Here is a 24404-nt window from a genome sequence, read left to right on the forward strand (position 1 = left end):
CGGTGCGGGAGCGCCACCTTAGCAGGTCGGCGTCGCAGGGGCCGAGCCGCGGATCAACGCCTCAACGATGTCCGACCGGCGACGGACTGCTGCCGGCGTCGTTGCTCGTGTCCTGGTCCAGCGTGTACGACGCCCGCAGCCAGGTCTTGTCGAGGCGGTCGTACAGGCCCTCGACCCGCACCGGTGCGGTGCCGTCGGGCCCGAAGTCGGCGATGCCGGTGGCGTCGATGCGCGAATAGCGCGGGCTGGCTTCGGTGGTGGCGATGCGATCCAGTTGCAAGCGCACGTGCTGGCCGCCGAATTCCTCGCCCAGCTTCGCGACGACGTGGTCGTCCAGTTCGCGGATCAGGGTCGCGTCGTTGGGCACCGGCCGGCTGGCGGGGCCGGCCGCGCCGATGTCGAGTTCGGGATAGCCGGCACTTTCGAAGATGGCGTCGTACAGCGCGACGAAGCGGAAGCCGATCCATTCCTCGGCGTTGCCGATCTGCACCTCGCCCTGCCCGCTCACCCGGCGGTCGCGCAGGCTGGTGGTCTGCACGTCGACGCGGCCAAGCTTGAGCTTTACCGCGCGGCCGCCGAGCTGCTCGGACAGCGCCCCGACCAGCGAGGCGGCGACGACGCTGTCCAGCGTTTCGCGTTCCTGCGCCGCAGCGAGCCGGGCGGTGGCGGGATTGGGTTTCGGTGCCGTCGGTGGTGCCGCGGTCGCGCACAGCGCGACCGCCAGCAACAGCGGCGCGGTCGCGACGGCAGCGTGGTGCGGGAGATGCCTCACTCGCCGCGCACCACGTCGACGCCCTTCGGCGGCGAGAACCTGAAGGTCGCGGCGGCGAATTTCGGATTGCGCTTCCAGCCAGCGAAGGTGATCTCGGTGCGCTGGCCGAGGCTGTCGACGATCACCATCTTCGCGAGCGCGGTGCCCTCGAAGCCGAGGCGCGCCCGCTCGAACCCGGTGTTGTCCTTGCGCTTCGGCGACAGTTCCAGCCACTCCAGCCCGCCTTCGCGGCCGGCTTCGGTGATGGCGAAGGACTGGTCGAGCTTCTTCGGATCGGTCAGCACCGCGAGCGGGCTGTTCTGCTCTTCGGCACCCTGCGAGCGCACCGTGACCTGCTTGAGGTCGGGGTCGTAGATCCAGACCTTGGCGCCATCGGCGACGATCAGCTGCGGGTACGGCTTCAGGTATTCCCAGCGGAACAGCTTCGGCGCGGACAGCGCCACCGAGCCCGACGAGGCTTCCTTGCGACGGCCCTGGTTGTCGAACACCTGCTGGGTGAAAGTGCCCTGCAGGCCCTTGAGATCGCGGGTGAAGGCGTCGAGGCCGTCGCGGGCGCCGGCCTGGGCGAAGCCGGAGGCGAGCAGCAGGAACGCGGCGGCGGAACGGACGGCGGCGGAACCGATCTTCGGGAGGCCGATCATGGGGCGGGGAAGCTCCGGGCGGGACTGGCGGCGAGTCTGAACGGAAGAAGCTGAACGCGGATTGGCCGCGGCCGGCCCGACGTCCGGAGACGGCAGGTCGCGGCGCGAGGCGGGTCGGATCGTGCAATCAGCGCGGTGGCGGCGGCGCGATGACCGTGCGGTCGCCGTTGTGCTCGGGCGGCGACACGATGCCGGCCTGCTCCATCGCCTCGATCAGGCGGGCGGCGCGGTTGTAGCCGATCTTCAGCCGGCGCTGGACGCCGGAAATCGAGGCGCGGCGGCTTTCGGTGACGATCTTGACCGCCTCGTCGTACAGCGGATCGCTCTCGTCGCCCGCTCCGCCGCCGGTTTCGGGAAGCCCCGTCGGGCCGACGACCACGCCGTCGCCCATCGTCTGCACTTCCTCCAGCACGCCCTCGACATAGTCCGGGCCGCCGCCGATGTGCTTGAGGTGTTCGACCACGCGATGCACTTCCTCGTCGCTGACGAAGGCGCCGTGCACGCGTTCGGGCATCGCCGTGCCCGGCGGCAGGTAGAGCATGTCGCCGTGGCCGAGCAGCGTCTCCGCGCCGCTCTGGTCGAGGATGGTGCGCGAGTCGATCTTGCTCGACACCTGGAACGCGATGCGGGTCGGGATGTTCGCCTTGATCAGGCCGGTGATGACGTCCACCGACGGGCGCTGGGTGGCGAGGATCAGGTGGATGCCGGCGGCGCGGGCCTTCTGCGCCAGGCGGGCGATGAGTTCTTCCACCTTCTTGCCGACGATCATCATCATGTCGGCGAATTCGTCGATGAAGATGACGATGAAGGGCATCGGTTCCAGCGCCGGCGGGGCTTCCTGCAGCTCGGGGTTCGGCCGGAACAGCGGGTCCAGCAGCGGCTGGCCGGCGTCCTGCGCGTCCTTCACCTTCTTGTTGAAACCGGCGAGGTTGCGCACGCCGACCGCGCTCATCAGCTTGTAGCGGCGCTCCATCTCGGCCACGCACCAGCGCAGGCCGTTCGCCGCTTCCTTCATGTCGGTGACGACCGGCGCCAGCAGGTGCGGGATGCCCTGGTAGACGCTGAGTTCCAGCATCTTCGGGTCGATCATCAGCATCCGCAGGTCCTTCGCGGAGGCCTTGTACAGCAGCGACAGCACCATCGCGTTGACCGCCACCGACTTGCCCGAGCCGGTGGTACCGGCGACCAGCAGGTGCGGCATGCGCGCGAGGTCGGCCACGGTCGGCCGGCCGGCGATGTCCTTGCCCAGCGCCAGCGTGAGCGGGCTGACCGACTTGTCGTATTCCTTCGAACGCAGCAGTTCGCTGAGATAGATCATCTCGCGCTTGGTGTTCGGCGTTTCCAGGCCGATCACCGACTTGCCCGGGATCACGTCGACCACGCGCACCGACTTCACGCTGAGGCCGCGGGCGATGTCCTTGTCGAGCGAACTGATCGAACTGACCTTGATGCCCGGTGCGGGCTCGATCTCGAAGCGGGTGATCACCGGGCCCGGGTAGGCACCGACCACCTGCGCATCGATGCGGAAGTCCTTGAGCTTGAACTCGATCTGCCGCGACAGCGTCTCCAGCGTGTCCTCGTCGTAGCCCTTGGGCTGCGGCTTGGGGTCGTCCAGCAGCGACAGCGGCGGCAGGCCGCTGCCGTCGGGGACGTGGAACAGCGGGATCTGCTGCTCGCGCTTGGCCCGGTCGCTTTTCTCGACGGCGGCGGTCGGCGGCGGCGGTTCGATCTTCACCGGCTCGCGCTTGGCGCGCTTCTCGGTCTCGACCTTGCGGACTTCCTCGCGCTCCTCGCGCATCGCGCGCGCGGCCTGCCATTCAGTGGCCTGCTGGGTGCCGCGACGGAACAGCGGCGGCAGCTTCATCAGCCAGAAGCCGATGCGATCCATCACCGCCAGCCACGACAGCCCGGTGGCGAGGGTGATCGAGATCAGCAGCAGCGCGATCAGGAAGAGGTTGCCGCCGATCATGCCGAACCCGCGCAGCAGCGAGTCGCCGACCAGCTTGCCGAGGATGCCGCCGGCGCCCGCGGAGAAGTCCGCGACCGAACCGATCTTCAGCGTCAGCAGTCCGGTGGCCGCGACCACGAAGCCGACGATGCCCACCAGACGCAGCGCCGGGCCGAGGTCGGCGTCGCCGTCCCCGTCGGTGTCCATCCCAAACAGCGCGATCCAGGCGATCGCACCGAGGATCAGCGGCAGCACGAACGCGACGTAGCCGCACAGGTACAGCAGCACGTCCGCCAGCCACGCACCGACCCGGCCGCCGGCGTTCTCCAGCGGCGCGGTCACGCTGCCCGAATGCGACCAGCCCGGGTCCTGCGACGAAAAAGTGAAGAGACAGACCAGCAGGTACAGCAGCAGCGGCGCGATCATGATCAGCGCGATGTCGCGCACCAGCCGCTGACGGCCGGGGCTCATCTTCGGCGCTTCGGTCGCGGCCGCTGCGGCTGGCGCAGCGCGACGGGATTTGCCGCCGGAGGTGGGAAGCTCGCGTGCCACCGTGTGGGAATGCCTGAGAAAAGTCGTCCAGATGGCTGATCTTACAGGTATCCCGGGTCAGGCACGAGGCCGCCGCAGGCGATTTTCCGGCCGCCACCGGCTACGATGCCCGCCCTGCCCCGAAGCCCGCCGCCCGTCCATGCGCCTCAACAAACACATCAGCGACACCGGGTACTGCTCGCGCCGCGAGGCCGACCGGCTGATCGGCGAAGGCCGGGTCACGGTCAACGGCGTCCGCGCCCGGATCGGCACCGAGCTCGGCGAGGAGGACGAGGTCCGGATCGACGGCGAGGTGCTGCGCCCGCGCACCGCCGCCAAGGGCCAGCGCCGGCACGTCTACATCGTGCTGAACAAGCCGGTGGGCATCACCTGCACCACCGAGGAGCACGTCAAGGGCAACATCGTCGAGTTCGTGGGCCACCAGCAGCGGATCTTTCCGATCGGCCGGCTCGACAAGGACTCCGAGGGCATGATCCTGCTGACCAGCAACGGCGACATCGTCAACGCGATCCTGCGCGCCGAGAACAAGCTGGAGAAGGAATACCTGGTCGCGGTGAACCACCGCGTCACCGACGAATTCCTGCGCGGCATGAGCCGCGGGGTGCCGCTCCACGGGGAGACCACCCTGCCCTGCAAGACCGGCAAGCTGGGGCCGTTCGGGTTCCGGATCGTGCTGGTGCAGGGCCTCAACCGCCAGATCCGCCTGATGGCCGCGCACTTCGGCTACCGCGTGAAGCAGCTCGTGCGCGTGCGCATCGGCAAGCTCAAGCTGGGCCATCTCAAGCCGGGCCAGTGGCGCAACCTCACCGACGCCGAACTGCGCGGGTTGCTCCCCGACCATCAGGACTGGTGACCCGGGTCCGACCGGGGCGCGATGCAGCGTTCCGCCTGCGGCGCACCCGGCCGGGTTGATCCGGCCTCCCTTGGCTACAATTCCCCTCTGCCGCGGCGCCCTGCCGGCATCGCCCCCGCCCCTTCGCGAGACACCATGAGCACGCCCAAGCATTCGAAGCTGATCATCCTCGGGTCCGGCCCGGCCGGCTGGACTTCCGCCGTGTACGCCGCCCGCGCCAATCTCAAGCCCGTGGTCATCACCGGCCTGCAGATGGGCGGCCAGCTGATGACCACCACCGAGGTCGACAACTGGCCGGGCGACGCCCACGGCCTGATGGGCCCGGACCTGATGGCGCGCATGCAGGCGCACGCCGAACGCTTCGAGACCGAGGTCGTGTTCGACCACGTCCACACCGCCGACCTGTCGCAGCGGCCGTTCCGGCTGAAGGGCGACAGCGGCGAGTACACCTGCGACGCGCTGATCATCGCCACCGGTGCCACCGCCAAGTACCTCGGCATCCCGTCCGAGGAGGTCTTCAAGGGCCGCGGCGTGTCCGCCTGCGCTACCTGCGACGGCTTCTTCTACAAGGACCAGGACGTCGCCGTGATCGGCGGCGGCAACACCGCGGTCGAGGAAGCGCTGTACCTGTCGAACATCGCCCGCAAGGTCTATCTCGTGCACCGCCGCGACACGCTGCGCGCCGAGAAGATCATGCAGGACAAGCTGTTCGCGAAAGTGCAGGCCGGCAAGATCGAACCCGTGTGGCACCACACCGTCGACGAAGTGCTGGGCGACGACAAGGGCGTCACCGGCGTGCGCGTGAAGTCGATGCTCGACGGCGCCACCCGCGACATCGCGATCCACGGTCTGTTCGTCGCCATCGGCCACACCCCGAACACGACGCTGTTCGAAGGCCAGCTGGCGATGAAGAACGGCTACCTCACCATCCAGACCGGCCTCGACGGCAACGCCACGCAGACCTCGATCCCGGGCGTGTTCGCCGCCGGCGACGTCGCCGACCAGGTCTACCGCCAGGCGATCACCTCCGCCGGCTTCGGCTGCATGGCCGCACTGGACGCCGAGCGCTTCCTCGACAAGGAAGGCTGAGCGATGCTGCGGACCAGCGCGAATTTCGACGACCTCGACCTCGCGCTGATCCATCGTTTCCTGTCCGGCGACTCGTACTGGGCCGCCGGCATCCCGCGCGACACGCTGGAGCGCGCCCTGCGCCATTCGGTCTGCTGCGGCGGCTTCCTCGACGGTGTCGGCCAGGTCGCGTTCGCCCGCGCCGTGACCGACCAGGCCACCTTCGCCTACCTCGCCGACGTCTTCGTGCTGCCGGAACACCGCGGCCACGGCCACGGCCGCACCGTCGTCGAGGCGCTGATGGCCGATCCGCGCCTGCAGGGTTTGCGCCGCTGGCACCTCGTCACCCGCGACATGCAGCCGCTGTACGCGAAGCTGGGTTTCGAACCGCTGTCGCAGCCCGAGCGGCACATGCAGAAGCATGATCCGGACGTGTACCTGCGATCTCCGACGACATGAAGCTCCGGGCACTTCATTCGCTCGATGACCTCCCCGCCGCCGCGTGGGACGCCCTCCACGACGGCTGCAATCCGTTCGTGTCACACGCCTTCCTCTCCGGGCTGGAAACGCACGACTGCCTGCGCGAGGACTGGGGTTGGAGGCCACTGCATCTCACGCTGTGGGAAGGAGACGAACTGGTCGCCGCCGCGCCGGGCTACGTGAAAACCAACTCGCACGGCGAATTCGTGTTCGACCATGCCTGGGCCCGCGCCTACGCGCACTACGGCCACGATTACTACCCGAAATGGCTGTGCGCCGTGCCCTACTCGCCGGTGACGGGCCCGCGCCTGCTCGCGCGCGATGCAGAGGCACGTGCGTTGCTGGTGCACGCGATGCCCGCGTTCGCGCACGCGGCGGGCTGCACGTCGGCGCACGTGAACTTCCTGCCCGAGGCGGAAACCGCGGCATTCGATGCACCGTGGCTGTCGCGACTCGACGTGCAGTACCACTGGCACAACGCCGCCGGCTGGCGCACGTTCGACGACTACCTCGCCGCGATGGACCACAAGCATCGCAAGAACATCCGCCAGGAGCGCGCGAAGGTCGCGCGTGCCGGCGTGACGTTCCGCGTGGTCCACGGCGACGAGGCGAGCGAGGCGGATCTCGCCGCGATGCACGGTTTCTACCGGCGCACCTTCGACGATCACGGCAATTCGCCGGCGCTGACGCTGCCGTTCTTCCGACATCTTGCGCAGGCGTTCCCGCGCGGGCTGGTGCTGGTGTTCGCCGAGCGCGACGGCCGGCCGATCGCGGGCGCCTTCTGCCTGCGCGGCGGCGACACCCTCTACGGCCGCTACTGGGGCCACGACGAAATGCATTCGGGGCTGCATTTCGAGACCTGCTACTACCAGGGCATCGAATACTGCCTGCGCGAGGGTCTCACCCGCTTCCAGCCGGGTGCGCAGGGCGAGCACAAGATCGATCGCGGCTTCCTGCCGACGTTCGTGCACAGCCGGCACTGGATCGCCGACGCCGGGTTCGCCGAGGCGATCGCGCGCTGGTGCGACGAAGAACAGGAAGCAACCCGGCGCTACGCGGCGGAGATGGCGCGGCACTCGCCGTTCCGCGATCCCGCGCCCGACGCATGACCCTGCGCCTGCCCTGGCTCTCGCCCGATCCCGCAGCGCCGTTCCCGCCGGTGTCGAGCGCGTTGCGCGAACCGAACGGCCTGCTTGCCGCAGGCGGCGATCTGCAGCCGCAGCGACTGCTCAACGCCTATCGGCAGGGCGTCTTCCCGTGGTTCTCGGAAGGCGAGCCGATCCTGTGGTGGTCCCCTGCCCCGCGTGCCCTGTTCCGCACCGACGGCGTGCACCTGTCGCGCCGCGATCGCCGCACGCTGCGCGGCCTCGGCTGGACCGCGCGCGCCGACACGCAGTTCGCCGAGGTGATCCGCCACTGTGCGCACATGCCGCGCCCCGGGCAGGACGGCACGTGGATCACCGATGCCATGCAGGCCGCGTATCGCGAACTGCATCGGCTCGGCCACGCGCACAGCGTCGAGGTCTTCGATGGCGACGGCGCGCTGGTCGGCGGCATCTATGGCGTCGCCGTCGGCCGAATGTTCTACGGCGAAAGCATGGTCAGCCCGGCCTCGGGCGGTTCGAAGGCGGCGCTGGCGGCCCTCGCGCATCGCTTGCACGCATGGGGCTGGCCGTTGATCGACGCGCAGGTCGAGAACCAGCACCTCGCGCGGCTCGGCGCCGAGGCCTGGTCGCGTGCGCGGTTCCTGGCGGCGATCGAGATGCAGACGGCACAGCCGGGCCGTGTCGGGTCATGGAAGGAGGCGTTCGGCGCACTGCCGATCGCGGAGATCGTCGACGCCGTCTGATGCGGCGTCGGCGCGCACGGCGTCGCCACGCGCGAACAACACGCCACCGCCGTTTGCAGCCTCCTTCCGCGGTGTCGCGTCAGCTCCAGCGCTGGACGCAGACCGCCGTGTTGATGCCGCCGAAACCCAGGCTGAGGTTGAGGGCGTTGTGGATCTCGTGGTCCTGTCCCTGCTCACCGGTCCAGCGGAACGCCTGGTCGATCGGTTCGTCGAGGTTGCGCGTGGGATGCAGCCGGCCGGCGCGCATCTGCAGCAGGATCGCGACCAGTTCCAGCGTGCCCGCAGCCGTCAATCCATGGCCGGTGAGCGCCTTCGTCGCGTTGATCCAGGCATGCGTCAGCCCCGAGCGGCGCAGGGTCTCGAGTTCGACGATGTCGCCCAGCGGCGACCCGGTGCCGTGCGGGTTGATGTAGTCGATGTCGCCTGCCGACAGGCCTGCGCCGGCCAGAGCACGCGCGATCGCCGCCATCTCGCCATCCACGGACGGGCTCGGGTTGCGGTGTGCATCCATCCACACGCCCCAGCCCGCGAGCTTCGCGTGCGGCGGACGATCGCGATGGCCGAGCGCATCCGCGCGTTCGAGCACCACGGCGCCGCAGGCTTCGCCGAAGATGAAACCGTCGCGATGGGTGTCGAACGGACGGCAGGCCAGATCGGGCGCCTTCGCGTGCCGGTCCGAGCCCATCGCGCCCATCGTGCGCAACCCCTGGCATTCCCAGTAGGACAGGTCCATGAGGGCGCCCACGGCGATGCAGACGTCGACACGGCCCGAGGCCACGGCGTCGGCGGCCTCGATCACGGCCAGCTGGCCGCTGGCGGAGGCGCCGCCCACCGTCCAGGCGCGCCCGCGGATGCCGAACACCTCGGTGCACAGGCCGCACAGGTCGGTGTCGAGGAACGACATGCCGTAGGTCGGACGCAGGAAGGTCTCGCGTCCACGGTAGCGATCCTGCTGCAGGACCAGTTCGCGCTGCTGCACGTTGCAGCCGCCGACCACCAGACCGATGCGCTCCGGCGGAACGCCGTCGAGCCCCGCGTCCTGCCAGGCTTCTTCGAGTGCAGCGAGGGCGGCCTGCGCGGTCAGCGACAGGTTCCTGGCGGCGATGCTGGCGCGTTCCGTCGGGACCTTCGGCATGGCGATTTCGGCGCCGAGGAACGCGGAAGCACTGCCGCCGATGTCGCCTTCGCGCACCGGAATCTGCCGCCCCTGGCGTTGCATCACGCCGAATGCGGCACGACCTTCCAGCAACCCGTGCTGCAGCGTGGCCGCGTCGGCGCCGATGGCGGAAACCGCACCGATGCCGGTGATCGCGATGTCGGAACGGTCAGTACTTTGCATACGATGGGGCATCCATGTTCATGGCGCGCGCCCGATCCTTCGTGCAGCGCAGAGACAGCGTTTCCAGCGTCAGCACGGTGGTGTCGGCGCCGACCAGGGCCGCGCAGTGTAGCCAATCGGCCTGCGGGTTCTCTACCCTCGACAGACCGGGAGGACGCGTGAAGACGGGTTGCGTCGACGCGCAGGTCGTCGCGATCCTGCCGGAACACATCCGAAGCCGGCACGATGTCGATCAAACTGTCGTGCAGGAAACACGACATCGGCGAGCCGGCCTTCTTCCGCCGGCCACGACCACTTCGGCGGGAGGGCGCACGCGATGCGTGACGGCTGAAGGACGCGGAATCGAAGCCTCATGCCGCACGCAGCCGCCATGTCGCGAAGCCGGAGATTCCTGCATGCATCGGAACGCAAGCCGTGGGCCGGAATCATCGGTGGACCCGAGACCGCGCCAACGGTGCTCGATCGGGCAAGTCGAAGCGTGATGGCAGTCGACGATGGCCACGCGCGATCCGACGTGCCGGCGGGAACCGAATGCGGTCGGGCCGCATCGCGAAAACTGCAAGCGCCACAGTCGACGACAGGCACGGCAGAACCGGATGCCGGAGAGAATCCGCGGCTGGGATTACCCATCGGGAAGCATCGGGAATCGAGATATCGTCCTCGACCTGCAGCACACGTTTCCCTCGCGAAACGGTTGACGGCATGGGCATGGCCGTCATCGCCGATCACGGCTTCGTGCATTTTGCGTTGGCCGAGACGTTGGTCAACGCTGCCTCGGATACGTTCGTCTGGAGATCATCATGCCGCTACGGACATATCGTCATGCGCATCCGGGCATGAGGTCGACACCACGTCAATGGCAGAGTTGCAAGTATCAGGCGGCCTGGCCTCGCAGAGGCCGGTCATCGCGCAAATGCATCTCCCGGAGATCGGCCAACAGGCCATGGCGTTCATGGCTGAATTCGCTGGAGCAAGCAAGATACTGCGGACGCGAATTCAAGAAAGATCGTTTCAACTTGCGTATCGTTCGTGAAATGCGAATCGGTTCAGTTTTCGCGCCCGAATGCGGATGTCGATCGCGTGTGCCGGCATCGTATTTTTCGGTCGTGCCTGAGATGCAGGCACCCGGCCACGACGATCTCTCCGCCACGTGGTTGACATGCGGAGAATACACAATATGCTCATGCTGAACCGTACCAAACCATAACTGATAATGGAAGGAACCACGCCGTGACCGAAACAATCCTGGAAGCCGAAGCGACCCCGGAACTCTTCAATCCCTTCGCGCCGGGCTTTGACGAAAACCCGTACGAGCAGTACCGCAGGCTGCGCGACACCGACCCGGTGCAGAAACACCCGATGGGTTTCTGGTTCGTGACCCGCCATGCCGACGTCTCCACCATCCTGCGCGACGCCCGGCTGTCCGTGGCGGACCACAACCTCGCCGAAGGCCCGATGCGCGAGCAGTTCGAGCAGCTCGTCGTCGAGGCGCCGGTCAAGCTGGTGACGTTGATGGACAGCGATCCGCCGGACCACACCCGGCTGCGGTCGCTGGTGGGCAAGGTCTTCACGCCGCGTGCGGTCGCTGCGCTGGAGCCCATGATCATCGAAGTCGTCGAGAAGTCGCTGGACGAGATCGCCGACGCCGGCACCGTCAACCTGATCGACAAGTTCGCGTTCCCGCTGCCGTTCGCCGTGATCTCCAAGATGCTCGGCATGCCGGACGAGCATGCCACGCGGCTGCAGGAGCTGACCGAGACGCTGGTGATCGCGCTGGAACCGGTCGGCGACCCCGAGGTGCTGAAGACGATCGTCCGGGCCGAGATCGAGGCCGTCGGCCTGCTGCAGGAAATCATCGCGTGGAAGCGGAAGAACCTGGGCGACGACCTGATGTCCGCGATGATCGAGGCGGAGCACAACGGCGACCTCCTCACCATGGACGAATTGGTGGCCCAGATCCTGCTGCTCTACGCCGCGGGCCATCACACGACCGTGAACCTGATCGGCAATGGCATCCCCGCGCTGCTGCGTCACCCTGACCAGCATGCGCTGCTGCGCTCGAACCCGGACCTCATCGGCAATGCCATCGAGGAATTCCTCCGCTTCGACAGCCCGACCCACCAGACCCGCCGGATCACCATCGCCCCGTACCAGGTCGGTGGCGTGGAGATCCCGCCCGGCGAGATGATGATCGGCTGCCTCGGCTCCGCCAACCGCGACGAGCGTGTGTTCGGCCCGGACGCCGACGTGCTGCGACTCGACCGCGAACAGGCGCGCCACCACGTGTCGTTCAGCCTCGGCGCGCACCACTGCCTCGGCTCCGCGCTCGCCCGCCTGGAGGGTCGCGTGGCGATCGGCAGGCTGGTGAGCCGTTTCCCCAAGTTGGCATTGGCCGGCCCGGTGGTCTGGAACGGCCGCATCAACCTGCGCGGCGCGAAGAACGTCCCGATCAGCGTGTAAGGCCTCTGACCCACGGGCGGCGAGGCGCAAAAGCCTCGCCGCCGTCGGGCAACAGCGGCACGAACCTCACTCCGTTTCCGGACGGCCGCTCTGGTCGAGCGAAGCCGCGTCCATGGAAACACCGACAAGCACAGGTCATAGACGGCAAGTGGCGCCGATGGATTACGGTGCCGGGATGCTGCCGTCTTCCGCACATGACCTCATCACATGGAACGTCGATGACGATGGATTTCTTCAAGGCAAACGGAATGCCGGACACGATGGCCGCTGCCTCGCTCCCCGCGAGCGGGCACCGACATGCAGGCTGACTCCGGCGTCGAACTGGCGATATTCGCGCGCGGGCTTGCCAAGCATTTCGGGGACGTCAAGGCGGTCGAAGGCATCGATCTCGATGTACGACGAGGCAGCATCTTTGCGGTGCTGGGACCCAACGGCGCGGGCAAGACCACGCTCTTGCGGATGCTGGCCACGCTGACCGCCCCCAGTGGCGGGACCGCAGAGATCATGGGCCATGACCTGCGCACCGATCCCGAGGGCGTACGTCGCGCCATCTCGATGACGGGACAGTTCTCCTCGCTCGACGAAGACCTGACCGGGCGCGAGAACATGGTGATGCTGTCGCGCTTGTGGGGGTTCAGCTGGTCGGCATCGCGGGCGCGCGCCGACGAACTGCTCGCAGACTTCGATCTGAGCGAGGCCGCAGGGCGCCAGGTCAAGTTCTATTCCGGCGGCATGCGACGCCGATTGGATATCGCCGCCTCGCTGGTGGTCACTCCCGGCCTGCTGTTCCTGGACGAACCGACGACCGGCCTGGACCCGAGCGCACGCAAGAACGTGTGGCAGCGGCTCCGTGGCCTGGCCGCGTTGGGCGTCACCATCCTGCTGACGACACAGTATCTGGAAGAGGCCGATCAACTGGCGGACAGGATCGCGGTGATCGACCACGGTCGCAAGATCGCCGAGGGCACCAGCCGCGAACTGAAGGCGGCCACCGGATCCGGCGTGCTGCACGTCACGCCTGCCGATCCATCCCGCATTGAAGAAGCGCACGCGATTCTTGCGACGCAGTTGGGGGCGCCCGTCCAGCACAGCGTCGAGGGGGCATCGATCTACGCGGTTGCAGGAACCGATGCCGCCGCGCTTGATGCCGTTGCGGCACTGCACGCAGCGGGTATCCGACTGACCAACTTCGCCATGGGCCAGCCCAGCCTCGATGAAGTGTTCTTCAGCTTGACCGGCAAATCCAGGACGGAGAATCCGCAATGAGCGATGCAAGTGCCACGTTGATGCGCAGGGTGGCGCCGCCGTCGCGGCCATCCGCGGCTTCCAATGCGCTCGTGTTCGCCTGGCGCGCAATACTGAAGTTCAAACACATGCCGGAACAGCTCTTTGACCTGGTGATCACGCCAGTCATGTTGACGCTGTTGTTCACGTTCATATTCGGCGGCGCGTTGGAGGGATCAACGAAAAACTATCTGCAGTATTACGTGCCCGGCATCCTGGTGCAGATGGTGTTTTTCAATTCCGCCTATTCCGGAATGGCTCTTTCCACGGATTTGTCCAAGGGATTGTTCGACCGGTTCAAGACCCTGCCGATCTGGTCGCATGCGCCCTTCGCGGGGCTCATGGTCGGCGACCTGATGCGCCATCTGATCTCGTGCCTGATGGTTCTGGTCGTCGCCCTGCCCTTGCAATACCGGCCCGAGGCCGGCATCGCAGGCGTTCTCGCCACGTTCGCGCTGCTGTTGGTGATCGGCGTCGGCGTGGGCTGCATCTTCATGGTGATCGGGTTGCTGGTCAGGACGGCGGCGACCGTGGTGCCGATCAGCTACGCGGTGGTGTTTCCGCTGACCTTCGCCTCCAACATCATGGTGCGGCCCGAGACGATGCCTCCCACGCTGCGCTACCTGGTGGAGTTGAATCCGGTCTCGATGATGGTCACGGCGATTCGTGGATTGATGGCGGGAACGGCGACCGGTCTGGACATTGCATACGCATTGATCGCACCGGTCACGCTGATATTGACGTTGCCGCCGGTGGTGCTGTGGTTGCTGCGAAGAAAATGACGCAGGACGAAGGTATGCAGCGAAGCGCATGCCGGCGAAGGATCGCGATCGTGGCGCGTCCTCGATATTGGAAACGGGGTTCCGCTCCAGCCGGAACGGCATGAACAAGTCGAAGTCCACCGACGCGGATTCGGGAGCGTACGAATATCCCGATGACGGCCAATCGCTTTGATCGACTGAATTCACGGCCGATGCGCCGTGAACATGGCGCCAATTGCACACCTTTCAACGGCAACGATGACGTCAGCCGCGACTCGCTGCGGGCCGACGTCGACGGCCGCATGTCCACGCTGCGGTGAATGAATGCGCGCAGCAGTGAGGCGCTGAAATCGTAAACATGCATGTGACCATGACCGTTCGTCGGCATCGGTCGCTGCGCGGGCTGCCATTAATCCACGACACGATCGCACGCATGTCATCACTCTCTGCCCGGGATCGCACGATCGCCATCACTATTTGTCTGTGATTTACCCGATGAAAAAAAGGCGATTCGAATTGCCGCAAGATCCGCGGCGCTGCCATGGCCGAAATGCACGCGGATCAACCTGTGTACTATCGATTTTCCACTCTAATGGATGGAAAACACCATGAATGCAGGAATGCACACAAACGAAACGACCTTTGAAACGGAAACGGCCGCGGAAATGGAAGCGAGCCATGAGACCGGGACCAACGATGAAATGGGCATGCCTCCGATGCCCCCCGGAATGTTCAACCCGTTCACGCCGGGATTTGACGAGAGCCCGTACGAACACTACCGCGAGATGCGCGATCTCCTTCCGGTGCAGGAGCATCCGCTGGGCGTCTGGTTCGTGTCCCGTTACGCCGATGTCTCCGCGTTGCTGCGCGATGCCCGACTGTCCGCATCGGAGGAAAACATCGCGCCCGGCCCGATGCGCGACCAGTTCGAGCAGATCGTCGTCAACTCGCCCGTCAAACTGGTGACCATGATGGACAGCGACCCGCCGGACCACACCCGACTGCGGTCGTTGGTGGGCAAGGTGTTCTCGCCGCGCTCGATCGCCGCGCTGGAGCCCATGGTGGTCGAACTGGTCGATCAGTTGCTGGACCGCATCGCCGATGCGCGTTCGGTCAACCTGATCGACGCGTTCGCTTTCCCGCTGCCGTTCGCGGTGATCTCCCGGATGCTCGGCATGCCGGACAGCATGGACACCAAGCGGCTGCTCGAGTTAACCGAAACCATGGTGCTTGCGCTGGAACCGGTCGACGATCCCGAGGTGATGAAGAAGATCGTCCGGGCCAACGTCGAGCTGTGCGAAATGATGCGTGATGCCATCGTCTGGAAGCGGAAGAATCCGGCCGACGACCTGCTGACCGGGCTGCTCCAGGCCGCGCACAACGGCGACTTCCTCTCCGAGGACGAACTGGTGGCGCAGGTCCTGCTGCTCTACATCGCCGGCCACCATTCGACCTACAACCTGATGGGCAACGGCATCACCGCGTTGCTGCGTCATCCCGACCAGCATGCGCTGCTGCGGTCGAACCCGGACCTCATCGGCAATGCCGTCGAGGAATTCCTCCGCTACGACAGCCCCACTCACCAGACCCGCCGGATCACCGTCGCTCCGTACACGATCGGCGACAAGGAGATCCCGCCCGGCGCGATGATCATCGCCCTCCTCGGCTCGGCGAACCGGGACGAGCGCATGTTCGGTCCGGACGCCGACGTGCTGCGGCTTGATCGCGAACTCGCCCACCATCACGTGACCTTCAGCGTCGGCCTGCACCACTGCCTCGGCTCCGCGCTCGCACGACTGGAAGGCCGGGTGGCGATCGGCCGTCTGGTGAACAGGTTCCCGAAACTGGCGCTGTCCGGTCCGGTGCGCTGGAACGGCCGCATGAACATGCGCGGCGCGACGGATATCCCGGTCAGCGTGTAGGCACCGACGAGAAGTGCCCGATGGGTCATCGTCGATTGCGGGCAATGCCCGCAATCGGCGGGGCCCGCATCATCCCTCGCCTCCGACATCGGCCCGGACAGAACCGTCCGGGCCTTCGTTGCGCCACCTCTTTCCGTCGTTGCGACGGGCCGGGTGACCAGATCCGAATCCCTTTGCGGGAGGGCGCCGGTCAGGCCGGCACGCCCTCCGCTTCTGCAGGTGCATTCCGGGTCTGGGTCAGGTGGTCGGCGAGATATTTTGCCAGGCAAAGCAGTGTCAGCGTCGGCGCGACCCGTCCGTTTTCCGGGATGAGCGAGCCATCGCAGACGTACAGATCGCGCACGCTGGTTTCGAGCCGTGCGTCGACATCGCTGCCGATGCGCAGCGTGCCGTGGACACCGCCGGTGAACAGCGGCGTCTTGAAGATGTCGCTGGCACCGGCGCGCTTGAGGATCGCCCTCGCCGCCTGCTCGCCGCGCGCGAGCTTGTCGAATACCGCGGCATCCAGCGTCTTGTTGTAGCGACCCTCGGCAGACAGCTCGCCGCCGACGTTGTCGTGGGTCATCACCGTGACGCCGATGTGTTCCTCGTACTTGAACATCCGCGACAGTTGCATGTACCGCAGCATGAACATGCGGAACGGCAGCTTGTGGAAGTTCGAGTCCCTCAGCACGAGGCCCTCTTCGAGCCTGGCTTCCATCGTGCCGGTGAAACTGTCCACGCCGCGTAGTCCCGGGATGCGCCCGAACAGCGTGAAGATGGGATCCATGAAAAAGCCGCCGGCGGCGACATGCTGCAGCCCGCTGGCGCGCAGCAGCAACGGCGTCGCCAGCGCACCGGCGCAGACGATGACCCGCTCCGCCCGGTAGCGGACGGCACGGCGGCCGAACGCACCTTCCTTGATCCGGCATTCCACGCCGACCGCGCGCCCGTTCTCGACCAGCACACGGTCGACGAGGGCATCGCACTTGAGCACCGCGCCCTGGCGCACGGCGTCATCGACGAAGGTCAGCGCCTTCCACTTGGCGTCGTACGCGTAGACACCGCTGCACTTCGACTGGTCGATCAGCATCAGCTTCTTCTTCCAGTCGTAACCGGCCGCGATGGCGGCCTCCCGCAGCCTGTGCGTCTGCGGGCTCATCAGATCATCGGGCATCTCGGCGAGCGGAACCTGCACGCGCATCGCATCGTAGGCGGGCTGCAGATCGATGCCGAGCGCGCGATAGGCGCCGATCGGGGGTTCGTCCATGATCGCCAGATACAACGCGCTCGAGCCGCCGGCGGCGTACACCACGGCTTCCATGAGCTTGTCGGCCACACGGACTTCCTTGAGCATGGACCCGAGCGTCCAGAGCGTCTCCTTGAGCGGGAGATAGGGCCCCCGCTCCAGGATCAGCACCTTTTGCCCGCGACCACTGAGTTCGCGCGCGATCGTGGCGCCGGCGGTACCGGAGCCAACCACGATGCAATCGTAGATTCCGTTCTCTTCGGACATGGTCATGGCTTGGCCGGCGCGCGCTGCGCCCCCCTCTTCCCTGAGGCAGTGACTTGCGATGGGCCTGTGTTCGGCAGGCCCCCGACCTGTCGAGGCCGGGGGCCATGCATCAGGCGCCCGGGAGCATCCGGTCAGCGGATGTCTTCGAGGTCGACCAGGTCGACCTTGGCGTGGACGTACTTGTCTTCCAGCAAGCTCGAACGCAGCGTCGTCGCGAAGAACGTGTAGCTGTCATCGACGAGACCCAGGTTCAGGAGCGGGTACGGCACGAAGCCGACGTCCGAAAAACCGACGTCCTGGATCAGCGCCACTTCGACCTTGCCGCTGGGCAGTGGGGTGTAGGTCCACTGGTTGTGGATGCGCTCCAAACGAACCGTGCCGGGCGTCGGCGGCAGGGCGTTGGGCATGCCCACCACGTCGAGCGTGACCTTCTTGGTCGCCTTGTCCTGATGGAAGATGGTCGAGATCAGCAGCTCGCGATCGGCGAACGGTCCCGGGATCGCCACGCGCCAGAGATCACGGTCGTAGCCGCGCTCCCGATTGAAAGGCATGATGCGCTTGAAATCGTTGCAGCCGGGAATCCATTCCTTGCACACCTGCAGCGTGTCGCCGACGCCGATGTGCTGCGAGACCAGCTGGTTCAGCGTGTAGTCGCCCTCCATCACCGTCCGCAGCTTCAGCATCGCGTCGCCCGGCGTCTTCATCGTGTAGACCTTGATGCCATTCTCGTCCTTGGCGAGCTTCCACTGGGCCGAGCCGGAGTTCACCCATGCGACATGCGCGACGAGCGCGGCCATCACGCAAAGGCTGAAGCCGAAATAGAGCCTCTTCCAGAGCGGATCCTTGACCTTCTTGGGGGCGGTGTTCGATACGTCCGTCATGTTGTCTTCCTGTCGTCGCGATGGGGTGGATTGATGGAACACGAGCGCCGCTCGCGCGGGTGCGGCGGTCAGGCCGACACACCCTGCACTGCGGCGGTCGCGTCCCGGGGTTGTGCGAGCGTGTCGGCGAAGTATTTCGCCAGGCAAAGCAGTGTCAGCGTCGGCGCAACCCGCCCGTTCTCGGGGATGAGCGAGCCGTCGCACACGTAAAGATCGCGCACGCTCGTTTCGAGTCTCGCGTCGACATCGCTGCCGACACGCAAAGTACCGAGGGCGCCACCGGAGAACATCGGCGCCTTGAAGATGTCCTTGGCACCGGCGCGTTCGAGGATCGCGCGTGCCGCCTGCTCGCCGCGCGCGAGCTTGTCGAACACCGCGGCATCGAGAGGCTTGTGGTAGCGCCCTTCTTCGGAGAGCCCGCCGCCGACTTCGTCGTGGGCCATCACCGTGACGCCGATGTGTTCCTCGTACTTGAACATCCGCGAAATCTGCATGTACTGCATCATGAACATGCGGAACGGCAGCTTGTGGACGTTCGCGTCCTTCAGGACGATGCCCTCTTCCAGCGTGGTTTCCATGGTGCCGCAGAAACTGTCGACGCCGCGGAAGCCCGGGATGCGCCCGAACAGCGTGAAGCTGGGATCGATGAAATAGCCGCCGGCGGCGACATGCTTCAGCCCGCTGGCGCGCAGCAGTTGCGGCGTCGACAGCGAACCCGTGCAGACGACGACCCGCTCCGCCCGGAACTGGACGGTGCGGCTGCCGAACGCGCCCTGCTTGACCCGGCATTCCACGCCGACCGCACGACCGCTCTCGATCAGCACCCGGTCCACCAGGGTCTCGCAATTGAGCACGGCGCCCTGGCGCACGGCCTCATTGATGAAGGTCAGCGCCTTCCACTTGGCGTCGTATGAATAGACGCCGTTGCACTTCGACTGGTCGATCAGCATCAGCTTCTTCTTCCAGTCGTAACCGAGCGCAAGGGCGGCTTCCCGCACCTTGTGCGCCTGCGGGCTCATGAGCGCATCGGGCATTTCGGCGAGCGGGACCTGCGCGCGGATCGCATCGTAGGCGGGCTGCAGATCGATCCCGAGCGCCCGATAGGCATCGATCGGCGGTTCGTCCATGACCGCCATGTACATCGCGCTGCATCCGCCTGCGGCGTAGACCTTGGCGTCCTTGAGCTTGTCGGCCACGTCGACTTCGTTGAACATCGACCCGAGCGTCCAGAGGTTCTCCTTGAGCGGGAGATATTTCCCCCGCTCGAGGATCAGCACCTTCTGTCCGCGAGCACTGAGCTCGCGCGCGATCACGGCTCCGGCGGTGCCGGAGCCGACCACGATGCAATCGTAATTTTCACTGTTTCCCGACATCGTCATGGTTTGGCCGGCCCCTGGGTCAAAGACTTGCGGTAGAGCTGCATCTGACGCTCGCGATAGGCGAAATCGGTCAGCGAGCGCTGGGTGTGGAATTCGCTGTCGATGGCGACGTTGAACGCGACGGCAGTCGTCTCCACCACGGTGATCCGGCGGCGGAGGAGATTGTTCATCGACGCTTTCGTTGCCAACCACAACTTGCCGAACTGTTTGACCTCGATCACGGAGTATTCCTTGTACAAACGACCGGACGGGTCGTACAGCTCATCTTTGAGCACGTTGAAGCGTTCCTTGTCCACATAGGTCACGATGCGGCTGTAGTACGAACGCTTGCGGCGGCTGGCCGTCGGGGTCATCTCGATCTTCCAGACCCGCCGCCCGCGATACGTCTCCTCTCCGAGCAACCTGTAAGTGTAGTCGCGGATTTTCCTGTCGTCGGACGAGTCCTCGGTCGACACCTCCGATCCGAACATCGCAGCCGCTTCCTTGCCATCGGACACCGCGACCAGACGCTTGACCTTGTTGAGGATGGGCAGGAACACCCAGATGTCGAAAGGCTTGTCGTCGTCGGCGTAGATCCACGAAAGCATCGTCGTCCCCTTGTCGCTGACGGGATCGACGATGACGTCGAGCGACTTGTGGTCGATGCCTCCCTGCGGAGCAGGTTTGTGCGTGCTGAATACTTCGAAGCGGATGTTGCGCGGCTTCTCCACGCAGGAAAGTTTACCGTTCGACAACGCATAACGACACGTCGAGAACTTCATCTGACGGACTGACGATTGATAAGTACGATTGAGTAGATCATCCACCTTGATCATGATCTCGCGGGCATCCTGCGCGAGCGACACGGTTGGTGCGGCCAGAAACAGCACCGCAAGCAAAAAACGGTAGGCGCTTTTCATCCAACTGTCCCCTTTTGAATCCTAGGTCGACGGGATGGGCAGCAACAACGGAAGTGTTGAGCAGACCCATGTGATTGCCGACACATCGAACATGCCAATACCGCACACGCCGACTGCGAAGGCGATCACATTATGCCGAAATTCAGGTTCAATACGAGTGTGTTGGAAGTTTTCCCGGTGACCAGAAAAATGCTGAAAAACAAGGATCCGGCCGTGTCGGAGGCAGCCGACGACCGACCACGATGCAGTGGTCGGTCGTGACCGTTTCATGACATGGTCAGGACATGATCAAGGCTTGGCCGGCGCCGGCGTCCCGCTCCCTCCCTGAGGCAGGAATTTGCGATAGGTCTGCATGTTGCGCTCGCGATACGCGAAGTCGGTGAGCGAGCGCTGGGTCAGGAATTCCTCGTTGATGTCGACGTTGAGCGCGATGTTGGGCTGCACCCAGGTGGTGATTCGACGTTTGACGAGGTTGTTCATCGCGGCGTTCGTGATCATCCAGACCTTGCCGATCTGCTCCACGTCGAGCACGGTGTATTGTTTGTACTGCCTGCCGCTGCGGTCGTAGAGGTCTTCCTTGAGCACGATGAAGCGCTCCTTGTCGACGTAGGCGACGATGCGGCCGTAGTACGAACGCTTGCGGCGGCTGGCCGTCGGGGTCATCTCGATCTTCCAGACCGGGCGGCCACGATAGGTGTCCTCGCCGAGGATCTTGTAGGTGTAATCCCGCACCTTTCTGACGTCGGCGTCTTCGGCCGACACTTCCGAACCGAACACCGCTCCGCTCTCGCCACCGTCGGTGACGGACACGACGCGCTTGACCTTGCTCAGCACGGGCAGATAGACCCAGAAGTCGGAAGGCCTGTCGTCTCCGGCGTAACCCCAGGACAGCATCGCGGTGTTCTTGTCGCTGACCGGCTGCATGATGACGTCGAGCGCCTTGAATTCGATGTCGCGCGTTCCCGGGGGGCTGCGAGTCTTGCTGTACGACTCGATCATCACGATGCGCGGCTTCTCCGCGCAGGACAGCTTGCCGCCATTGATGTTGTAGCGGCAGGTCGTGTACTTGATTTCGCGGACCGACGACGAATAGCTGTGATTCGTCGCATCGTCCACCTTGTTCATGATCTCGAGGGCATTTTGCGCGAAGGATGCCTGGGGGGCGGCGAGAATCATCGCCGCGAACAAAATACTGCAGGGGATTTTCATCCAATTGTCTCCGTTTTGAACTTCGGCTTGAATGTCAGCAAGAGGGCTGGCAAGAGGAACAGGTCGTTGAGCAGGCCCATGAGGATCGCGAGTGCGCCGAACTTGCCCATGTTGGACGTGCCGGCGGCGGAGGCGATCGACATGATGCCGAAGCCCAGGCCCAGAATCAGCGCCGTGAACACCACGCCCGGACCGGTTTCGGCCATGGTCCGCCGCAGCGCCGCGTTGATGTTCCCGTCTTCGGCGATTTGCAGCTGGTAGGTCGACAGGAAGTGCACGGTGTCGTCGATCGAGATGCCGATGATGATCGGCGCGAGCATCATCGTGAAGAAATCGAGCGGAATCCCGCTGATCCCGAGCAGGCCGAGGGTGAGCAACGCGGGGATCAGGTTGGGGAACAGCGCGATCATGCCGACCTTGAACGAGCCGAACACCAGCAGCAGGATCACGCTCACGACGACGAGTGCGATGCCGAAGGAGATGACCTCGTTTTCGGTCAGGTACTGGGCCGCCTGCATCGCCAGCGTGAAGATGCCGGTGATGGACACTTCGGTCTTGGGGTACTTCGCCTTCAGTTTCGCCATCATCTCGTCGATGTCGGCGCGCATCTGCTTGAAGACCTGGTAGTACTCGTACGACCCGTAACTGTGCAGCGAGATCTTGATGTTGGCCTTGCTGTAGCTGTCGTCGACCAGGCGCTGGCGCTCGCTCGGATTCGCGCTGTTGAACAGGAACAGCGTCTGCGCCAGCGTTTCGCGAGTCTCGGGGATGCGCTCGTACTCCGGCGCGTTGCCGTTGAGTTTCCGGTTGGCGTCCTTCGCCACATAGGCGAGGGAGTTGGTCAGCACCACGTACTTGCTGTACTTGGTCTCGAACTTCTTCTGCAGTTCGTCCATCGCCTTCAGCACGTCAGGATCCTGCAGGGCGAAGTCCTCGTGGAAATCGAGGTACAGCACCATGGCGTAGGCGCCCATCATGTGCTTGTCGGCGACCTGGACGCTCTGGGTGAAGTCCGAGTCCTTCGGATACTGGTCCAGGATCTGCGAGTTGACCTTCACCTGGGAGGCGCCGTAGAGCGACACGAGGAGCGTCAGGACGAAGGGAACGATGAACGCGACCGGACGCTTCTCCACCAGCGGGACGATCTTGTCCAGCACGGAGCGGAGGAACGGCAGCACATCCAGGAACCGCTTCTTGTCCGGCGTGTCGACGATCACCTTCTTTTTCGACACCGTCGGCCAGAAGTCGATCAGCACGGGCAGCAGGTAGAACGTCAGGAACAAGGCGAACAGGATGCCGAGGGTCGACATGATCGCGAAGTTCTGGATCGGCACGACCGGCGTGATGTTCAGCGCCAACGTGCCGGCCATGTTGGTGATGCCGGTCAGGAGCAGTGCCACGCCGGCGAACTTGTAGGTGTGGCGCAGCGCGTGCTGGTGGTCCATGCCGGTCGTGCGCAGGCGCGTGTAGCCGGTCAGCGCGTGCACCGAGTCGGCCACGCCGACGGTCAGGATCAGCAGGATGGTGAGGATCAGGAAGCCGGTGACGGTGAGGCCCAGCAAACCGGTGACGCCAAGCGTGAAGACCGTGCTGAGGATGACCGTCAGCATCGCCCACACCACGGCCGACACGGAGCGGAAGAGGAACCACAGCAGCACCATGATGATCACGAACGCGGCCATGTAGAGCATGCCCATCTCTTCGGACATCTGCACGTCGTACTTGGCCGCCGCGGTATTGCCGACCGCGTAGAAATCGAACTGTTTGGCGTATTCGGGCTTGTCGAGGATCTTCTGGATCGCTTCGGACAGTTTCAGGTAGTCGGCCTGGTCGGTGGGCTTGAACTCGACCGGCTTTTCCTCGCCCGTCGGGGCGGGGGCCGCCTGATCCAGCGACAGGACCGTGTCGTCGGTGACCGTCTCCGCATCGACCGGGACGGCGCCGAAATCGGTTTCGATGTAGATGCCGCCGTACTTGTGGTCACGCGAGAAGAACTGCAGCGGCAGCTGTTTCTCGGATTGCGCGATCGCCTTGATCTCGGCGAGCGCTTCGGGCGAGGTGGGCACCGTGTCGCCGACGAGCGGCCTGGCCGCCAGCACGTCACCGTCGACCGTCAGCACCGAGGCGTTGACCAGGGTATCGACCTTGACGATGTGTTCGAGCGCGGATTCCTCGCCTTCCTTGAGTCGGGAGCGGAAGTTGATCAGCTCGTCCTGGATGCGGCGCGCGGTTTCCAGCGAAGCCGGCGAAAACACGTCGCCGTCCTTCGCCTTGTAGACGATGTAGACGCCGTCCTCGCTGCCGAACTGCGCGTGGTAGCGATTGAACGCGACCAGCGTCGGATCATCCTTCTGGAACCAGCCCTCGATGGTCATGTCCATGCGCAGCTTGCTGATGCCGAAGATGCTCACGGCAAGCAGGCCAAGGAAGAAAATGACGACAAGGAAACGTCTCTTCCGCAATGCATCCGGGACGTTTTCGAAGTGCCTGGTCAATCGGTCTACCATTCGCGTTCTAACGGACATGAATGCACTTCCTGTTGATCATCGTGATTGCCATGCAAGGGGTCGCCGCCCCGGCAAAGAAAGACGGGTTGGACTTTCGACGCGGCG

General features: G+C 65.2%; 21 protein-coding genes. 11 read left to right on the plus strand and 10 right to left on the minus strand.

Going from position 1 to position 24404, the window contains the following annotated elements; all coding sequences use genetic code 11:
* Positions 1–61 precede the first annotated feature (61 nt).
* The 3 genes from ACT53Q_RS00230 to ACT53Q_RS00240 all read right to left on the minus strand — a co-directional run bounded on the left by ACT53Q_RS00230 (position 62) and on the right by ACT53Q_RS00240 (position 3832).
* A complete protein-coding gene (locus tag ACT53Q_RS00230; RefSeq protein WP_476184657.1) occupies positions 62–772 on the minus strand; it encodes a hypothetical protein in 711 nt (236 codons plus the stop codon).
* Complete coding sequence (lolA, locus tag ACT53Q_RS00235; protein WP_476184658.1) at positions 769–1413, minus strand: outer membrane lipoprotein periplasmic chaperone LolA; 645 nt, start codon at positions 1411–1413, stop codon at positions 769–771. The genes ACT53Q_RS00230 and lolA overlap by 4 nt, the downstream gene beginning before the upstream one ends.
* Before the next feature lie 127 nt (positions 1414–1540).
* Positions 1541–3832, minus strand: coding sequence for a DNA translocase FtsK (locus tag ACT53Q_RS00240; protein WP_476184659.1), 2292 nt, complete (start codon positions 3830–3832; stop codon positions 1541–1543).
* Positions 3833–4052: 220 nt separating this feature from the next.
* Here ACT53Q_RS00240 and ACT53Q_RS00245 point away from each other — a divergent pair, with 220 nt between their 5' ends.
* The 5 genes from ACT53Q_RS00245 (at position 4053) to aat (ending at position 8163) form a co-directional block, all read left to right on the plus strand.
* Positions 4053–4766, plus strand: a complete 714-nt coding sequence (locus ACT53Q_RS00245; protein ID WP_476184660.1) for a pseudouridine synthase — start codon at positions 4053–4055, stop codon at positions 4764–4766.
* Between the two features lie 135 nt (positions 4767–4901).
* Positions 4902–5855, plus strand: coding sequence for a thioredoxin-disulfide reductase (gene trxB / locus ACT53Q_RS00250; protein ID WP_476184661.1), 954 nt, complete (start codon positions 4902–4904; stop codon positions 5853–5855).
* A gap of 3 nt (positions 5856–5858) precedes the next feature.
* Positions 5859–6293 carry a GNAT family N-acetyltransferase gene (locus tag ACT53Q_RS00255; RefSeq protein ID WP_476184662.1) on the plus strand — a complete coding sequence of 145 codons (435 nt, stop codon included), beginning with the start codon at positions 5859–5861 and terminating at the stop codon, positions 6291–6293.
* Positions 6290–7423 carry a GNAT family N-acetyltransferase gene (locus tag ACT53Q_RS00260; protein WP_476184663.1) on the plus strand — a complete coding sequence of 378 codons (1134 nt, stop codon included), beginning with the start codon at positions 6290–6292 and terminating at the stop codon, positions 7421–7423. The genes ACT53Q_RS00255 and ACT53Q_RS00260 overlap by 4 nt, the downstream gene beginning before the upstream one ends.
* A complete protein-coding gene (gene aat / locus ACT53Q_RS00265; protein WP_476184664.1) occupies positions 7420–8163 on the plus strand; it encodes a leucyl/phenylalanyl-tRNA--protein transferase in 744 nt (247 codons plus the stop codon). Before ACT53Q_RS00260 ends, aat begins: the two co-directional genes overlap by 4 nt.
* 79 nt (positions 8164–8242) lie before the next feature.
* Here aat and ACT53Q_RS00270 read toward each other — a convergent pair whose 3' ends face one another.
* On the minus strand, positions 8243–9502 hold the full coding sequence (locus tag ACT53Q_RS00270) for a beta-ketoacyl synthase N-terminal-like domain-containing protein (RefSeq protein WP_476184665.1): 1260 nt from the start codon (positions 9500–9502) through the stop codon (positions 8243–8245).
* A 708-nt stretch (positions 9503–10210) separates the two neighbouring features.
* Here ACT53Q_RS00270 and ACT53Q_RS00275 point away from each other — a divergent pair.
* The 6 genes from ACT53Q_RS00275 (at position 10211) to ACT53Q_RS00300 (ending at position 15929) form a co-directional block, all read left to right on the plus strand.
* Positions 10211–10342, plus strand: coding sequence for a hypothetical protein (locus ACT53Q_RS00275; RefSeq protein ID WP_476184666.1), 132 nt, complete (start codon positions 10211–10213; stop codon positions 10340–10342).
* 390 nt (positions 10343–10732) lie between these two features.
* Entirely contained in the window at positions 10733–11962 is a 1230-nt protein-coding gene (locus tag ACT53Q_RS00280; RefSeq protein WP_476184667.1) for a cytochrome P450, read from the plus strand.
* Between the two features lie 297 nt (positions 11963–12259).
* Complete coding sequence (locus ACT53Q_RS00285; protein WP_476184668.1) at positions 12260–13228, plus strand: ATP-binding cassette domain-containing protein; 969 nt, start codon at positions 12260–12262, stop codon at positions 13226–13228.
* Positions 13225–14028, plus strand: a complete 804-nt coding sequence (locus tag ACT53Q_RS00290; protein WP_476184669.1) for an ABC transporter permease — start codon at positions 13225–13227, stop codon at positions 14026–14028. The genes ACT53Q_RS00285 and ACT53Q_RS00290 overlap by 4 nt, the downstream gene beginning before the upstream one ends.
* 152 nt (positions 14029–14180) lie before the next feature.
* The gene (locus ACT53Q_RS00295) at positions 14181–14327 is read left to right on the plus strand and encodes a hypothetical protein (protein ID WP_476184670.1); all 147 of its coding nucleotides are present in this window, start codon (positions 14181–14183) and stop codon (positions 14325–14327) included.
* Positions 14328–14603: 276 nt separating this feature from the next.
* Positions 14604–15929, plus strand: a complete 1326-nt coding sequence (locus ACT53Q_RS00300) for a cytochrome P450 (protein ID WP_476184671.1) — start codon at positions 14604–14606, stop codon at positions 15927–15929.
* Positions 15930–16119: 190 nt separating this feature from the next.
* Here ACT53Q_RS00300 and ACT53Q_RS00305 read toward each other — a convergent pair whose 3' ends face one another.
* The 6 genes from ACT53Q_RS00305 to ACT53Q_RS00330 form a co-directional block, all read right to left on the minus strand.
* Positions 16120–17424, minus strand: a complete 1305-nt coding sequence (locus ACT53Q_RS00305) for a GMC family oxidoreductase N-terminal domain-containing protein (RefSeq protein WP_476184672.1) — start codon at positions 17422–17424, stop codon at positions 16120–16122.
* Between the two features lie 131 nt (positions 17425–17555).
* Positions 17556–18305 carry an SRPBCC family protein gene (locus tag ACT53Q_RS00310; RefSeq protein WP_476184673.1) on the minus strand — a complete coding sequence of 250 codons (750 nt, stop codon included), beginning with the start codon at positions 18303–18305 and terminating at the stop codon, positions 17556–17558.
* A gap of 68 nt (positions 18306–18373) precedes the next feature.
* Positions 18374–19684, minus strand: a complete 1311-nt coding sequence (locus tag ACT53Q_RS00315; protein ID WP_476184674.1) for a GMC family oxidoreductase N-terminal domain-containing protein — start codon at positions 19682–19684, stop codon at positions 18374–18376.
* Entirely contained in the window at positions 19681–20583 is a 903-nt protein-coding gene (locus ACT53Q_RS00320) for an outer membrane lipoprotein-sorting protein (protein WP_476184675.1), read from the minus strand. Before ACT53Q_RS00320 ends, ACT53Q_RS00315 begins: the two co-directional genes overlap by 4 nt.
* Positions 20584–20871: 288 nt before the next feature.
* Positions 20872–21792, minus strand: a complete 921-nt coding sequence (locus ACT53Q_RS00325; protein ID WP_476184676.1) for an outer membrane lipoprotein-sorting protein — start codon at positions 21790–21792, stop codon at positions 20872–20874.
* Positions 21789–24203, minus strand: a complete 2415-nt coding sequence (locus ACT53Q_RS00330; RefSeq protein ID WP_476184677.1) for an efflux RND transporter permease subunit — start codon at positions 24201–24203, stop codon at positions 21789–21791. The genes ACT53Q_RS00325 and ACT53Q_RS00330 overlap by 4 nt, the downstream gene beginning before the upstream one ends.
* Between the last annotated feature and the right edge of the window lie 201 nt (positions 24204–24404).

It is taken from the genome of Lysobacter sp. DMC97, assembly GCF_056313745.1.